This window comes from Catellatospora bangladeshensis (assembly GCF_016862575.1).
Taxonomy (GTDB): domain Bacteria; phylum Actinomycetota; class Actinomycetes; order Mycobacteriales; family Micromonosporaceae; genus Catellatospora; species Catellatospora bangladeshensis.
On the sequence record NZ_BONF01000032.1, the window covers coordinates 51,136 to 65,479 of the forward strand.

Annotated in this window: 13 protein-coding genes; 3 read left to right on the plus strand and 10 right to left on the minus strand. The window is 71.2% G+C overall.

Going from position 1 to position 14,344, the window contains the following annotated elements; translation table 11 throughout:
• Nucleotides 1-46: 46 nt before the first annotated feature.
• Nucleotides 47-1,381 carry a histidine--tRNA ligase gene (gene hisS / locus Cba03nite_RS26170; protein WP_203751379.1) on the minus strand — a complete coding sequence of 445 codons (1,335 nt, stop codon included), beginning with the start codon at nt 1,379-1,381 and terminating at the stop codon, nt 47-49.
• Nucleotides 1,382-1,423: 42 nt separating this feature from the next.
• Nucleotides 1,424-2,119 (minus strand): MBL fold metallo-hydrolase, encoded by a 696-nt coding sequence (locus Cba03nite_RS26175; protein ID WP_203751381.1) that lies wholly within the window; start codon nt 2,117-2,119, stop codon nt 1,424-1,426.
• A gap of 287 nt (nt 2,120-2,406) precedes the next feature.
• Between Cba03nite_RS26175 and Cba03nite_RS26180 the strand changes: the two genes are divergently transcribed.
• The 3 genes from Cba03nite_RS26180 to Cba03nite_RS26190 all read left to right on the plus strand — a co-directional run bounded on the left by Cba03nite_RS26180 (nt 2,407) and on the right by Cba03nite_RS26190 (nt 5,172).
• Nucleotides 2,407-3,414, plus strand: coding sequence for a peptidylprolyl isomerase (locus Cba03nite_RS26180; RefSeq protein ID WP_203751383.1), 1,008 nt, complete (start codon nt 2,407-2,409; stop codon nt 3,412-3,414).
• A 26-nt stretch (nt 3,415-3,440) separates the two neighbouring features.
• The gene (locus Cba03nite_RS26185) at nt 3,441-4,244 is read left to right on the plus strand and encodes a peptidylprolyl isomerase (RefSeq protein ID WP_203751386.1); all 804 of its coding nucleotides are present in this window, start codon (nt 3,441-3,443) and stop codon (nt 4,242-4,244) included.
• Between the two features lie 106 nt (nt 4,245-4,350).
• Entirely contained in the window at nt 4,351-5,172 is an 822-nt protein-coding gene (locus Cba03nite_RS26190) for a peptidylprolyl isomerase (protein ID WP_203751389.1), read from the plus strand.
• A 57-nt stretch (nt 5,173-5,229) separates the two neighbouring features.
• Here Cba03nite_RS26190 and Cba03nite_RS26195 read toward each other — a convergent pair whose 3' ends face one another.
• The 8 genes from Cba03nite_RS26195 to ruvC form a co-directional block, all read right to left on the minus strand.
• Nucleotides 5,230-7,503 carry a RelA/SpoT family protein gene (locus Cba03nite_RS26195; protein ID WP_239126018.1) on the minus strand — a complete coding sequence of 758 codons (2,274 nt, stop codon included), beginning with the start codon at nt 7,501-7,503 and terminating at the stop codon, nt 5,230-5,232.
• Between the two features lie 420 nt (nt 7,504-7,923).
• The gene (locus tag Cba03nite_RS26200; protein WP_203751597.1) at nt 7,924-8,463 is read right to left on the minus strand and encodes an adenine phosphoribosyltransferase; all 540 of its coding nucleotides are present in this window, start codon (nt 8,461-8,463) and stop codon (nt 7,924-7,926) included.
• Between the two features lie 104 nt (nt 8,464-8,567).
• Nucleotides 8,568-9,692: a protein translocase subunit SecF gene (secF, locus tag Cba03nite_RS26205; RefSeq protein WP_203751393.1), complete on the minus strand. Its 1,125-nt coding sequence runs from the start codon at nt 9,690-9,692 to the stop codon at nt 8,568-8,570.
• On the minus strand, nt 9,692-11,554 hold the full coding sequence (secD, locus tag Cba03nite_RS26210) for a protein translocase subunit SecD (RefSeq protein ID WP_203751600.1): 1,863 nt from the start codon (nt 11,552-11,554) through the stop codon (nt 9,692-9,694). Before secD ends, secF begins: the two co-directional genes overlap by 1 nt.
• A gap of 114 nt (nt 11,555-11,668) precedes the next feature.
• Entirely contained in the window at nt 11,669-12,013 is a 345-nt protein-coding gene (gene yajC / locus Cba03nite_RS26215) for a preprotein translocase subunit YajC (RefSeq protein ID WP_239126012.1), read from the minus strand.
• Between the two features lie 131 nt (nt 12,014-12,144).
• Nucleotides 12,145-13,209 (minus strand): Holliday junction branch migration DNA helicase RuvB, encoded by a 1,065-nt coding sequence (ruvB, locus tag Cba03nite_RS26220; protein ID WP_203751396.1) that lies wholly within the window; start codon nt 13,207-13,209, stop codon nt 12,145-12,147.
• Nucleotides 13,206-13,802, minus strand: coding sequence for a Holliday junction branch migration protein RuvA (gene ruvA, locus Cba03nite_RS26225; protein ID WP_203751398.1), 597 nt, complete (start codon nt 13,800-13,802; stop codon nt 13,206-13,208). The genes ruvB and ruvA overlap by 4 nt, the downstream gene beginning before the upstream one ends.
• Nucleotides 13,802-14,335: a crossover junction endodeoxyribonuclease RuvC gene (gene ruvC, locus Cba03nite_RS26230; protein WP_203751605.1), complete on the minus strand. Its 534-nt coding sequence runs from the start codon at nt 14,333-14,335 to the stop codon at nt 13,802-13,804. The genes ruvA and ruvC overlap by 1 nt, the downstream gene beginning before the upstream one ends.
• Nucleotides 14,336-14,344 lie beyond the last annotated feature (9 nt).

Sequence of the window (14,344 nt, forward strand, 5' to 3'; positions counted from 1 at the left end):
GGCCCCCGTTTCAGAGTCGAGAGCCCCACACTATTACTTAAGTTTCCTAATTAAAAGTCCCCTCCACCACCGGGATGAGATCAACCTCCGGAGGAGTCCAGTTTCCGGCGGACGCCTCGACCTGTTCGCCCGAACGGATGTCCTTGACCGTGTCGGCCGCGCCCTCGGCGCCCGGGAACCAGACGTACGGGATGCCGCGCCGGTCGGCGTACTTGATCTGCTTGCCGAACTTGGCCGCGCTTGGCGACACCTCGGTCGCGACGCCCCGGGCCCGCAGCTGCGCGGCGATGCGGTCGCTGCCCCGGCGCTCCTCCTCGTTGCCCACCGCGACCAGCACCGCGGTCGGCACCGAGCGGCTCGCGGTGAGCGCGTTCTCCCCGAACAGCACGCCGAGCAGCCGGCTCACGCCGATGGACAGGCCGACCCCGGGGAACCGGTCGCTGCCGGAGCTGGCCAGGTTGTCGTAGCGGCCGCCGGAGCAGAACGAGCCGAAGCGCTCCAGCCCGGCCAGCTGCATCTCGTACACGGTGCCGGTGTAGTAGTCCAGGCCGCGGGCGATCTTCAGCTCCGCCCGGCACAGCCCCGGCGAGTGCTCCCCCGCCGCCTCGACGACCGCGGCCAGCTCGGCCAGGCCCTCGTCCAGCAGCGGGTCGCTCACGCCGAGCTTGCGGACCTCGTCCACGAAGGAGGCGTCCGCCGAGGAGATCTCAGCCAGCGCCAGCACCAGCTTCGCCGCCGACTCGGTGACCCCCAGCGGCGCCAGCTCCGCGGTGACCCCGGCCGGGCCGATCTTGTCGAGCTTGTCCACCACCCGCATCACGGCCTCGGGATCCACCAGGTCGAGGCCCTGGTAGAAGCCCTGCAGCAGCTTGCGGTTGTTGACCAGGATCGTCGCCTTCGGCAGCGGCAGCCCGGCCAGCGCGTCGCCGATCACCAGCGGCAGCTCGGCCTCGAAGTGCGAGGAGAGAGTGTCGCGGTCCACGATGTCGATGTCGGCCTGGAGGAACTCGCGGTAGCGGCCCACCTGCGGCCGCTCGCCCCGCCACACCTTCTGGATCTGGTATCGCCGGAACGGGAAGTGCAGCCTGCCGGCGTTCTCCAGCACGAAGCGCGCGAACGGCACGGTCAGGTCGAAGTGCAGGCCGAGGCTCGCGTCCGAGGAGTCGTTCGCGTCGGCCTGCAGCCGGCGCAGCACGTACACCTCCTTGGAGGTCTCGCCCTTGCGCAGCAGCTGGTCGAGGGGCTCGACGGCGCGCGTCTCCAGCGACGCGAAGCCGTGCAGCTCGAAGGTGCGGCGGATGCGGTCGAGGAAGCGCTGCTCGACGATGCGCTGCGCGGGCAGCCACTCCGGGAAGCCGGACAGCGGCGTGGGCTTGCTCATGAAGAAGTCACCTCAGGCGGAGAAGAGAAGAAAGGTCTGCGGTCACAGGCCGCGGCGCGGCGCGTCGGCCACCGCCTGCAGGTCCTGCAGGAACGGGTTGCGCGCGCGCTCGCGGCCGATGGTCGTCGTGGGCCCGTGGCCGGGCAGCACGACCGTCTCGTCGGCCAGGGTCAGCACCTTGTCGCGCAGGCTCTCGGTCATGCGCGCCATGCTGCCGCCCGGCAGGTCGGTGCGCCCGATGCTGTCGCGGAAGAGCACGTCGCCGGAGAAGCACAGCGGCTCGTCCTCCGCGCCCGGCATCCGGAACATCACCGACCCGCCGGTATGGCCCGGCGCATGGTCGACCGTGATCTGCAGGCCCGCCAGCTCCAGCACGGCGCCGTCGGTCAGCTCCGCGACGTCGTCGGGCTCGGTGTACGGCAGCCGCCCGCCGAACATCGCGCTCAGGTCGACCGACAGCGCCTTGGCCGGGTCGGCCAGCAGCTCGCGGTCGGCGGGGTGGATCCAGGCGGTGATGCCGCGCGCGCCGCAGACCGGCGCGACGGAGAACGTGTGGTCCAGGTGCCCGTGGCTGAGCATGACCGCGGCCGGGTGCAGCCGGTGCTCGGCGAGGACCGCGTCGAGCTGGTCCAGCACCCCGATGCCCGGGTCGATCACCACGCACTGCTCGCCGGGAGCGCTCGCGACCACGTAGCAGTTGGTCCCGAACGCCTGCGCCGGAAAGCCCACCACAAGCACGACAAAACCCCTCTCCGCAGACCTCAGCGCCCAGCCTAGTGCGCGGCCGGACCGGCGCCGTCCACGGCACGGCGCGCCCCTGCGGCGATCATCCATCACAGAACGCAGACGGGCATACGTGTTTCTCAGCGTTTACCCGTACACTCGCTCGGACGTGTGGCGCGCCCCACGCGCATGCCCGGACCCCGGTCGGCGACGGCGCGTGATGCGACACACACCCCTTAACGTGATAAAGGTGACACAGCGGACATGCTTCGCTGCGGTCAACGGTGACAGGAGGAGCTCGGGTGGCTTCCAGCAATACCCGACAGCGCAAGCTGGCCCGCGCCAAGGTCGACCGGCAGTTGGCCCGCCGGGCCGACCAGGAGCGCCGTTCGCGCCAGCTCAAGGCCGTCTTCGGCGGCCTGCTCGCGCTCGCCCTCGTCGGCCTGGTCGGCGCGTGGACGCTCGGCGCGTTCGACGAGAAGCCCGCGGAGACGGTGGCCGAGACGTGCCCCTGGAACCCGCTGGACACGTCGGCCAACGCGAACCTGAAGGACGTGGGCAAGCCCGCCGCCACCGGCATGCCGGAGTCGGGCACCTCCGCGATGACCGTCGCCTTCGGCACCGGCAACGTCGTGGCCGAGCTCGACCGCACCAACGCCCCGTGCGGCGCGGCCAGCCTGAAGTACCTGGCCGACAGCGGCTTCTACAACGACACCAAGTGCCACGAGCTGACCCACGCCGACGGCAGCTTCGCGCTGGCCTGCGGCGACCCGTCGGGCACCGGCACCGGTGGCGCCGCCTACTCCTGGTGGAACGAGAACGCCCCGGCCGACGCGCCCTCGACCGAGCCGTCCGCCGCCGCCTCGGCGACCGCCGCCGCGAGCGCGAGCGCCGGGGCCACCCCGGCCGCCAGCGCGAACCCGGCCGCGGTGCGCTACCCCGCGGGCACCGTGGCGATGCTGCCCAACATCAGCGGCAGCCAGTTCGTGATCTTCTACCAGGACTCCACCACCGCCACGAACTACTCCATCGTGGGCAAGGTGACCTCCGGCCTCGACGTGGTCAAGAAGATCGCCGCGGCCGGCACCACCGCCAACGAGGCCGGCGCGGACGTCAAGCCGAAGCAGGACGTCGTCGTCAAGACCCTCACCGTGGTCGACAACAGCACGCCGGCCAGCCCGTCGGCCCCGGCTCCGGCGCCGTCTGGTTCGGCCACCGCTCCCAAGCCGTCGGCATCCGCCCCGGCCCCCAAGCCGTCGGCTTCCGCCCCGGCCGCCCAGCCCTCGGCGTCGGCTTCGGCCGCGAGTTGATCAGCAGTTAGCAGGAGGACAGACCCGTGAGTTCCACGATTCAGCGCCAGCGGGCCGCGGCCCGCGCGCGGCTCGAGCGCCAGATGGGCGAGCGGCTGGAAGAGGCCCGCAAGCGCAAGCAGCGCAGTGCCGTCATCGGCGCCGCCCTCGCGCTGCTGCTCGTCGCCGGTGGCGCGTTCTGGCTGGTCACCGCCATGGGCGGCGACGACGAGACCACCACGGCGGCCGGCCAGCCCGCGCCCGACGGTGTCGTGTGCACCTGGACCCCGGACGACCCGAAGGCCAACCCGAACCTCAAGGACGTCGGCACCCCGCCGACCGAGGCGATCGCCAAGGGCACCCAGACCATGACGATCAACACCAACCTCGGCCCGATCGAGGCGACGGTCAACACGGCCAAGGCGCCGTGCACCGCGGCCAGCATGACCTTCCTGGCCGGCAAGAAGTTCTTCGACAACACCAAGTGCCACCGCCTGGTGACCGAGGGCATCAAGGTGCTGCAGTGCGGCGACCCGTCCGCCACCGGCGCGGGCGGCCCGACGTACAAGATGGCCGAGGAGAACCTGCCCAACGTGACCGACCCGCTGCAGGCCTACCCGGCCGGCACGATCGCCATGGCCAAGCAGCAGCAGCCCGGCACCACCGGCAGCCAGTTCTTCATCGTGTACGGCGAGAGCCAGCTCGACTCGTCCTACACGGTGCTCGGCAAGATCACCAAGGGCCTGGACATCGTCGAGAAGGTGGCCAAGGACGGCAACGCGGCCGACAAGATCGCGCCCAAGACGCCCGTCACCATCACCTCGCTGACGCTGACCCCGGCCGCGAGCTGACCGGACGCCGAACACCACGAGGGCGGGGCCGTACTGGCCCCGCCCTCGTCGTATCCATGCCCATCAGCGCTAGGCTGCGGGTCACCCCGCACTGACAGGAGTCGCCGTGACCACCCCGTCCTGGACCCCCGAACCGGCCCCGCAGTCCTCCCCCGCCCCGCAGGCCAAGGGCACCAGCGGGTGGCTCATCGCCGCCGTGCTCGCCGCCATCGCGGCGGTGGTGGTCTGCATCCTGCTCGCCGCCGTCTTCCTGGTCATCCGGGCCGGGTCCGGTGCCGAGGAGCCGGCCGGGGCACCGCCCGCAGGACGGCCGTCGGTGGGCGCCGCGCAGCCGCAGGCGGGCACCGCCCAGTGCCGCTGGCTGCCCGATGCCGGCGGCAACCCGCACGTCAAGGACGTCGGCCGGCCCCCGTCCGAGGTCCCGGCCACGGGCACGCCGCGGGCGACGCTGCGCCTCGGCCAGGGCACCGTCACGTTCGAGCTGTACGCCGACAAGGCCCCGTGCGCCGTGGCCAGCCTGACCTACCTGGCCGGGAAGGGCTACTTCGACGGCACCAGGTGCCACCGCCTGGTGACCGAGGGCATTCACGTGCTGCAGTGCGGCGATCCGAGCGGCACCGGCATGGGCGGCCCGGCCTACCGCTTCGCGGAGGAGAACCTGCCGACCCACATCGCCCCGCCCTACCCGGCGGGCACCCTCGCGATGGCCAAGACGCAGGACCCGCAGACCACGGGCAGCCAGTTCTTCATCGTCTGGGGCGACACCCCGATCGACCCCGCGTACACCGTGCTGGGCAAGGTGACCGCCGGTCTGGACGTCGTCCAGGCGATCGGCGCGGCGGGGGCCGTGGACCAGGCGGGAGCGGCCGCCGGCGACGGCACGCCGAAGACCCCGGTGGTCGTCAGCGCCCTGACCGTCACTCCCTGACCACGCGAAAGGGCCCGTCCACGGAGTCCGTGGACGGGCCCTTTCGCGTCTTACGGGTCAGGCGCCGGAGGTGACGCGGTAGGCGTCCATCACGCCCTCCACGCCGCGCACGGCGTTGAGCAGGTGGCCCAGGTGCTTCGGGTCGGCCATCTCGAAGCTGAACCGGCTGACCGCGATCCGGTCGCGGGTCGTGGTGACCGTCGCGGACAGGATGTTGACCCGCTCCTCGGACAGCGCCCGGGTGATGTCGGCCAGCAGCTTGTGCCGGTCCAGCGCCTCGACCTGGATGGCGACCAGGAACATCGAGCCCGCGGTGGGCTTCCAGGTGACCTCGACCAGCCGCTCCGGCTGCGCCTTGAGGTCCGGCGTGTTCACGCAGTCCTCGCGGTGCACGCTGATCCCGCCGGAGCGGGTCATGAAGCCGTACACCTGGTCGCCTGGCACCGGCGTGCAGCAGCGCGCCAGCTTGATCCAGACGTTGGACACGCCCTTGACCGCGACACCGGGATCGTGACCGGGCGCCCGGGTCCGGCTGGGCCGGGTCGGGACGGTGGTCTCGGCGATGTCCTCGATCGCGCCTTCCTCGCCGCCGTACCCGGCGACCAGGCGCTGCACCACCGACTGGGCCGACACCTGGCCCTCGCCGACCGCCGCGTAGAGCGAGGTGATGTCGCTCAGGTGCAGCTCACGGGCGATGGCGAGCAGGCCGCCCGCGGTCAGCAGGCGCTGCAGCGGCAGGCCCTGCCGGCGCATGGCGCGGGCCAGGGAGTCCTTGCCCGCGTCGATGGCCTCGTCGCGGCGCTCCTTGTTGAAGTACTGCCGGATCTTCGTGCGGGCCCGCGAGCTCTTGACGAAGCCCAGCCAGTCCTGGGTCGGCCCGGCGCTCTCCGACTTGGACGTGAAGATCTCGATCACGTCGCCGTTGGACAGCACCGACTCCAGCGGCACCAGCTTGCTGTTGACCCGCGCGCCGATGCAGCGGTGACCCACCTCGGTGTGCACCGCGTACGCGAAGTCCACCGGCGTCGAGCCGTTGGGCAGCGCGATGACCTCGCCCTTCGGCGTGAAGACGAAGACCTCCTGGCTGGACAGGTCGTGGCGCAGCGCGTCCAGGAACTCGCCCGGGTCGGACGTCTCCCGCTGCCAGTCCAGCAGCTGCCGCAGCCAGGTCATGCCGTCGATGTGGCTGGACGGGCTGACCACCGTCGAGCTGCTGCTCTTGGCGCCCTCCTTGTACTTCCAGTGCGCCGCGATGCCGTACTCCGCGGTGCCGTGCATCGCGTGGGTGCGGATCTGCATCTCCACCGGCTTGCCGTTGGGGCCGATCACGGTGGTGTGCAGCGACTGGTAGAAGTTCATCTTCGGCATGGCGATGTAGTCCTTGAACCGGCCGGGGACCGGTTGCCAGGCCGCGTGGATCACGCCGAGCGCCGCGTAGCAGTCGCGCACGGTGTCAACCAGGATGCGCACGCCGACGAGGTCGTAGATCTCGTTGAAGTCCCGGCCCCGCACGATCATCTTCTGGTAGATCGAGTACAGGTGCTTGGGCCGGCCGGTGACCTTCGCGTTGATCTTCGAGCCGCGCAGGTCGGACTGCACCCGCTCGGTGACCTGGCGCAGCAGGTTGTCCCGCTGCGGGGTGTGGTCGGAGACCAGGCGCTGGATCTCCTTGTAGCGCTTGGGGAACAGGGTCGCGAAGGAGAGGTCCTCCAGCTCCCACTTGACCGTGTTCATACCGAGCCGGTGCGCCAGCGGAGCCAGGATCTCCAGCGTCTCGCGCGCCTTCTGCTCCCGCTTGGCCTGCGGCAGGAAGGTGAGGGTGCGCATGTTGTGCAGCCGGTCGGCGAGCTTGACCACCAGCACCCGCGGGTCCTTGGCGGTGGACACGACCATCTTGCGGATCGTCTCGGCCTTGGCCGAGTCGCCCAGCTTCACCTTGTCCAGCTTGGTCACGCCGTCCACCAGCAGCGCGACCTCGTCGCCGAAGTCGGCCTTGGCCTGCTCCAGCGTGTAGGGCGTGTCCTCGATGGTGTCGTGCAGCAGCGCGGCGACCAGCGTGGTGGTGTCCATGCCGAGGTCGGCCAGGATGCTGGCGACCGCGAGCGGGTGCGTGATGTACGGGTCGCCGGACTTGCGGAACTGGCCCTCGTGCCACTGCCGCGCCGTCTCGTACGCCTTCTGCAGCACGCGGATGTCGGCCTTGGGGTGTGCGGCCCGGTGGGCGGCGATCAGCGGCTCCAGCTCCTCGCTGACGCTGGCCGACTGCCAGGGCGCGTTGAAGCGCGACAGGCGCGCGCGCACCCGGCGCCCCGACGGGACGCTGCTGAACATGCCGAGCTGGTTGGTGCCGGGCGCGGCCCGCACCTCGGGTGCGGTGTTGCGTTCCTCAGCCCCCCGGTCCGGCTCCGCGGCCGCCTGGTCGCGGCCCGGGAAGGGCAGCACGGCCGCATCGCGCTTGGCGTCCTTGGCGGTGCCCTTGGCCGTGGTGGACCCGGTGCCGGCCTGCGACGTCTCCGCCACGGCCACGTTCGGGGCGGATTCCTGAGACAACGGCCGCTCCTTCGGTGAGGTTCGGATAGCCCATGCTACCTGGGATCGGGCTTGCCGGCCGATTTGCCGGAGGGCGGGGCCGCCCCGGTGGAGGCCGGGGCCGTCAAGAGTGCTGCCGGTCACCCGGTCGGGTGGCGGTGACGACGCGGTGGTGCCCCGCCGGGGCCGCCGCGAAACGTGTGAAACGGGACGCGAGCGCGGCTACAGGCGCAGCAGCGCGTGCACGGGCCGATCGGCCAGGCGCTCGCGGCCGCCCAGGAAGCCCAGCTCGATCAGCACCACGAAGCCGGCCAGCTCGCCGCCGGCCCGCTGCACGAGGTCGAGCGTGGCGTCGGCGGTGCCGCCGGTGGCCAGCACGTCGTCGACGACCAGCACCCGCTGGCCGGGCCGGAACGCGCCCTCACTGATCTCCAGGGTGGCCGTGCCGTACTCCAGGGCGTACGACGCCGCGTGGGCCACTCGGGGCAGCTTCCCGGCCTTGCGCACCGGGACCACGCCCACCCCTGCCGCGTACGCCACGGCGGCGGCGAGCACGAACCCACGGGCCTCCACGCCGACCACGACGTCGAAGGTGCCGTCGTAGCGGCCCACGATCGCGTCGATGACGCCGCGGAACGCCTTGCCGTCGGCGAACAGCGGGGTGAGGTCCTTGAACAGGACTCCCGTCTTGGGGAAGTCCGCCACGTCGACGACCATGTCGGCGACGAGCGCCGCGGTGGCGGGCCCGCTGTCACCCTGCATGAGCTCGTTGGTCACGGGCACACCCTAGTACGAACCTGCCCTGAAAAGGGCCGAGGCCCGGCGTCCCTGTCGGGACGCCGGGCCTCGTGTTGCGTTGTCGCAGGTCAGCGACGCTTGCCCGCGGGACGCCCGGCGGGGCGGCCGCTCTTGGCACCGGCGGGCTTGGCGCCCGCCTTCGGCGCCGCGCTGCCCGCACCCGCGCCCACGGCGACCGGCTGCGCCGGCACGTCGCCGGACGCCTTGACGCCGCCGCCGAGCTGGGCACGGCGCGCCAGCACCCGCTGGGTGTGGTTCTTGATCTTCGGGTCCATCTCCTTCAGCCACACCAGCACGGGGGTGGCGAAGAACAGCGACGAGTAGATCGCGGTGCCCATACCGATGAACAGCACCAGGCCAAGGTCCTTCAGGGTGCCCGCGCCCAGCAGGCCGGCACCGATGAAGAGCAGGCCGCCGACCGGCAGCAGCGCCACCAGACCGGTGTTGATGGACCGCATCAGGGTCTGGTTCACCGCGAGGTTGGCCGCCTCGCCGTACGTCGTGGTGCTGCTGCCCGTGATGCCACGGGTGTTCTCCTGCACCTTGTCGAACACGACGACGACGTCGTACAGGGCGTAACCGAGGATCGTCAGGAAGCCGATGACCGTCGACGGGGTCACCTCGAAGCCGACCAGAGCGTACACCGCGGCGGTGAACGCCAGGTCGAACACCAGCGAGGCGACCGCGGCGGCGGCCATCCGCCACTCGAACCGGAAGATCAGGTAGATGCTGACCACGGCGAGGAACACCACCAGGCCGATGAGGGCCTGCTCGGTGACCTGCTCGCCCCAGGCCGCGCTGACCCGGTTGTCACTGACCGTCTTGACGTCGATCTTCAGCGCCGCCGCGACCTTGTCCTTGACCTGCAGCGTCTGGTCCTGCTCCAGCACCGCGCTACGCACCGCGTAGATCGTGTCACCGATCTTGGCGGCGGGGTGCACCTCGGTCTCCGGCGCGACCGAGTGGATCGCGTCGGTGACCGCCTTCTCGACGTCGGCGAGCGAGCCGGCCGAGGTCGGCACGGTGAACTCGTTGCCGCCCTTGAACTCGATGCCCGGCTTGAAGCCGATCAGCGTGATGGCCAGGATCGCGATCAGCAGCACGCCGCCGGCCACGCCGAACCACAGCTTGCGCTTGCCGACGATTTCGAGTCCGGCCTCACCGCGGTAGAGGCGGGTTGCGAGACCACTCATCACTTAGCCTCCTTGGCTTCGTGCAGCACGCGGCCCAGGCCGCTGACGCGCGGGGAAAGGAACGCGTCGGTACGCGCGAACATCGTCATGATCGGGTGACGGAAGAGGAACACCACGATCAGGTCGATGACCGTCGCCAGACCCAGCGCGAAGGCGAAGCCCGCCACCACACCGGACGAGACGAGGTAGAGCACCACCGCGGCCATGATCGAGATCGCGTTGGCGGTCAGGATCGTCTTACGGGCGCGGACCCAGGCACGAGGCACCGCGCTGCGCGGGCTGCGGCCCTCGCGGATCTCGTCCTTGAGGCGCTCGAAGTAGATGACGAACGAGTCCGCCGCCACACCGAGCGAGACGATGAAGCCCGCGATACCGGCCAGGGTCAGGGTGAAGCCGATCTCCCGGCCGAGGAACACCAGCGCCAGGAAGGTCAGCGCCGCCGACAGGATCAGCGACAGGAAGATGACCGTGCCCAGCAGGCGGTAGTAGAAGAACGAGTAGATGATGACCAGCAGCATGCCGATGCCGGCCGCCAGCAGACCGCCCTTCAGGTGCTCACCACCCAGCGTCGGGGTGATGGTCTGCGCCTCCTGCGACGTGAAGGTCATCGACAGCGAACCGTAGTTCAGGTCGTCAGACAGCTTCTTGGCGGACGCGGCGTCGAAGTCGCCGGTGATGACCGAGTCGTCACCGAGCACGCCCTGGATGACCGGCGCCGAGATGATCTTGTTGTCGAGCACCACGGCGACGCGGCACTTGCCCTCGTCGAGGGTCTCCTCGCCGCACTTGACGTCACCCTCGTTGCGGAACGCCTCGCGGGTCAGCGCGGTCCACTTGTCCAGACCCTCGCTGGAGAAGTCCATCGAGACCACGCGCCGGTTGGTGTTCTGCTCGATCTGCGGCGACGCCTTGTCGATGTCGGTGCCCTTGACCTTGGCGACGTCGAGCAGGTACTTCGCGCCCGGCTCACAGGCCACGGCCTGTACGTCGGGGTTGTTGATCGAGCCCGGGGGACGGTCGTCGAGCTGGTCGCAGGTGATCTGCGGGACGTTGAACTGCACGTTCGCCGGGAGCACGGCGACTTCGGCCGCCGACAGGGTCGCGAACGGCTTGAACTTCTCGACCACGGCCGGGTCGGTGGCCGGCGCGGTCAGCGCGGCGGCGGCGTCGTAGGCGGCCTTGCCGACCTTCGCTTGCACCTGCGCCAGCGTCACGGCGCCGGGGACGGCCGAAGCGGTCGGCTTCGGCGCGGCGGCGGCCGGGCTGGCCGAGGCGGCCGGGGCCTTACTCGCGGCCGGGGTGGGCGTCGGGGCGGTCGTGGCCATGGCCATACCGCCACCGGTGCCGCCCGTGGCGGGCGAAGCGCTCGCCGACGGCTTGGCCGACGCGGCGGGCTTGACCGAGGCGCTGGCGGCCGGCTTCGGGCTCGCGCTGGCGGCAGGGGTGGGGCTGGCGGACGGGGCGGGCGCGGCGGCCGCGCCGGTGCCGTCGGCCATCTTCAGCACCTTGCGGAAGAAGAGCTGCGAGGCGGCACCGACATCCTTGATCGCGTCGTCGCCCTTCTTGGCGACGGAGATCACGATGTTCTGGTTGCCCTCGACGACGACCTGCGCCTCGCTCACGCCCCGCGCGTCCACGCGCTCGGCGATGATGCGGCGGGCCTGCTCGAGATCGGCAGCGGTCGGGGGCCGACCGTCGACGCCGGGCTGCGCCCGAAGGGTGACCCGCGAGCCGCCGACGAGGTCAAGGCCGAGGTTGGGGGCGAGGCGCTCCTGCCAGCCGCCCGAGCCGCCGAACCAGACCGCGCTGGCGAGGATGACGAAGATGGCGCCGAGGAGGGCGAGTTGCCTCCCGGGGCGCATCTGTCCCTGAGGTGGTGCCACGGCTGTCGAGTCTCCCTGGGATGAATAACGGATGGGGGATTACGCCACGACCGCCGCGGAGGTGCCAGCCGGCCGTGGCGTGGGGTCAGCGATTTACTTTTCTTCCTTGACGGGGTTGTCCACCACGTGCTCGGTCGGCGCCTTGACCTGCTCGGTCACCCGGCCCACGGCCTGCCGCGCGTAGCGGGCGGTCACACCGGGCGCGATCTCGAGGGTGACGCTCTCGTCGTCGGTCGAGACGACGGTGCCGTAGAGGCCGCCGATGGTGATGACCTTGTCGCCGGCGCCGAGCGACTTCTGCATCGACTCGGCCTCCTTGCGACGCTTGGCCTGCGGCCGGATGAACATGAAGTACATCAGGCCGAAGAGCAGCGCGAACATGATGATCGTCGGGAACGCGCTGCCGGAATTACCACCCACGTTGAGACCTTTCCACATGGCCGTACCGCGCTAAATGCGCGCCTGCACGGCATCTGTCGTCCGTTCGGACCGCGCGAAGTCTAGTCGGTACGCGAGCGATCGCACACTTGCGGTGTAGGTCACGTTAAGATCTCGAACGCGAGGTCCGCTTATGTGTCCGGCTGGCCGTCGACGGTGAACAGGTCGGGTACCACCGCGGTACCTGCACCAAAAGTACCATTTGGCGGTTTTTTGCCGAGATGCCGCCACGCGGCGGGGGTCGCCACCCGGCCCCGGGGCGTACGCGCCAGCAGGCCCGCCCGCACCAGGAACGGCTCGACGACCTCCTCGACCGTGTCCGGCTGCTCCCCCACCGCCACCGCCAGCGTGGACAGGCCCACCGGGCCGCCGCCGAACAGCTCGACCAGCGAGACCAGCACCGCCTTGTCCAGCCGGTCCAGGCCCGCGTCGTCGACGTCGTACACCTTCAGCGCGGCGCGTGCCGTGGACACGTTGACCACCCCGTCCGCGCGCAGCTCGGCGTAGTCGCGGACGCGGCGCAGCAGGCGGTTGGCGATACGCGGGGTGCCACGCGAGCGCCCGGCGATCTCCGCGATGCCCTCCTGGGTCGCGGCCACCCCGAGGATGCGCGCCGAGCGGGCCAGCAGCGCGGCCAGCTCCGGCGCGGTGTAGAACTCCAGGTGCCCGACGAAGCCGAACCGGTCGCGCATCGGCCCGGTCAGCAGGCCCGCCCGCGTCGTCGCGCCGACCAGCGTGAACGGCTCCACGTCCAGCGGGATCGCCGTCGCGCCCGGACCCTTGCCGACCATCACGTCGACCCGGAAGTCCTCCATCGCGCTGTAGAGCAGCTCCTCGGCCGGCTTGGCGATGCGGTGGATCTCGTCGATGAACAGCACGTCGCCCGCCTGCAGGCTGGTCAGCACCGCGGCCAGGTCACCCGAGCGCTCGATCGCCGGGCCCGAGGTCATCCGCAGCGCGCCGCCCAGCTCGGCCGCGACGATCATCGCCAGGGTGGTCTTGCCCAGCCCCGGCGAGCCGGAGAACAGGATGTGGTCCGGCGGGGAGCCGCGCTTGAGCGCGCTGTGCAGCAGCACCTCCAGCTGCTCGCGCACCCGCTCCTGGGCCACGAACTCGGCCAGCCGCTTCGGGCGCACCGACGCCTCGGCGTCGCGCTCCTCCGGCGAGGCCAGCGCGCTGACCAGCGAGTCGCTCATCGCGCCTTACCCAGCAGCCGGATCGCCTGCTTGAGCAGCACGGGCACGGGCGGGGTCGGGCCGTCGATCGTCTCGGCCACCGCGGTCACCGCCTGGTCGGCCTGGGCCTGGCTCCAGCCGAGCCCGACCAGGCCCTGGCGCACCTGCTCGGTCCACGCCTGCACGCGGCCGCCCTGGGCGGGCACCGCGGCCACCGGGCCGACCTTGTCGCGCAGCTCCAGCACCATGCGCTCGGCGCCCTTCTTGCCGATGCCGGGCACCTGGGTCAGCGTCGAGACGTCGCCGTGGGACAGCGCGGCGCGCAGCGCGTCCGGGGTGTGCACGGACAGCGCGGCCTGGGCCAGCTTCGGGCCCACCCCGCTGGCCGTGAGCAACAGCTCGAACAGCTGCTTCTCGTCGTCGTCGGCGAAGCCGAACAGGGTCAGCGAGTCCTCGCGCACGATCAGCGTGGCCGACAGCCTGGCCTGCTGCCCGACCCGCAGCGACGCCAGCGTGCCGGGCGCGCAGAGCAGGCGCAGGCCCACCCCGCCCACCTCGACCACGGCCGCGTCCGCGCCGATCGAGGCGACGGTCCCCGCCACACTCGCGATCATCACTGCCTGCCCTTCGCCGTACGGATCGCCTCGCTGAGCCGGTCGCGCGTGCCCCCGCGCCAGATGTGGCAGATCGCCAGCGCGAGCGCGTCGGCCGCGTCCGCCGGGCGGGGCGGCGCGTCCAGCCGCAGCAACCGGGTGACCATCGTGGTGACCTGCTTCTTGTCGGCCTGGCCGGAGCCGGTCACCGCCGCCTTCACCTCGCTGGGAGTGTAGGTGCGCACGGGCAGCCCGGCGCGCGCGGCCGCCAGCACCGCCACCGCCGCGGCCTGCGCGGTGCCCATCACGGTGCGCACGTTGTGCTGGCTGAACACCCGCTCCACGGCGACGCTCTCCGGCTGGTGCCGGGCGATCAGCTCGGTCAGGTGGGTGTCGAGGTTGAGCAGCCGAAGCGCCAGGTCCTCGTCCGGATCGGAGGTGACCACGGTGTAGTCGACCATCACGCACGGCCGGCCGGGCACGCCCTCGACCACGCCCACGCCGCACCGGGTCAGGCCCGGGTCGACGCCGAGCACCCGTCGCTGCTGCCGCACCTGCACCCG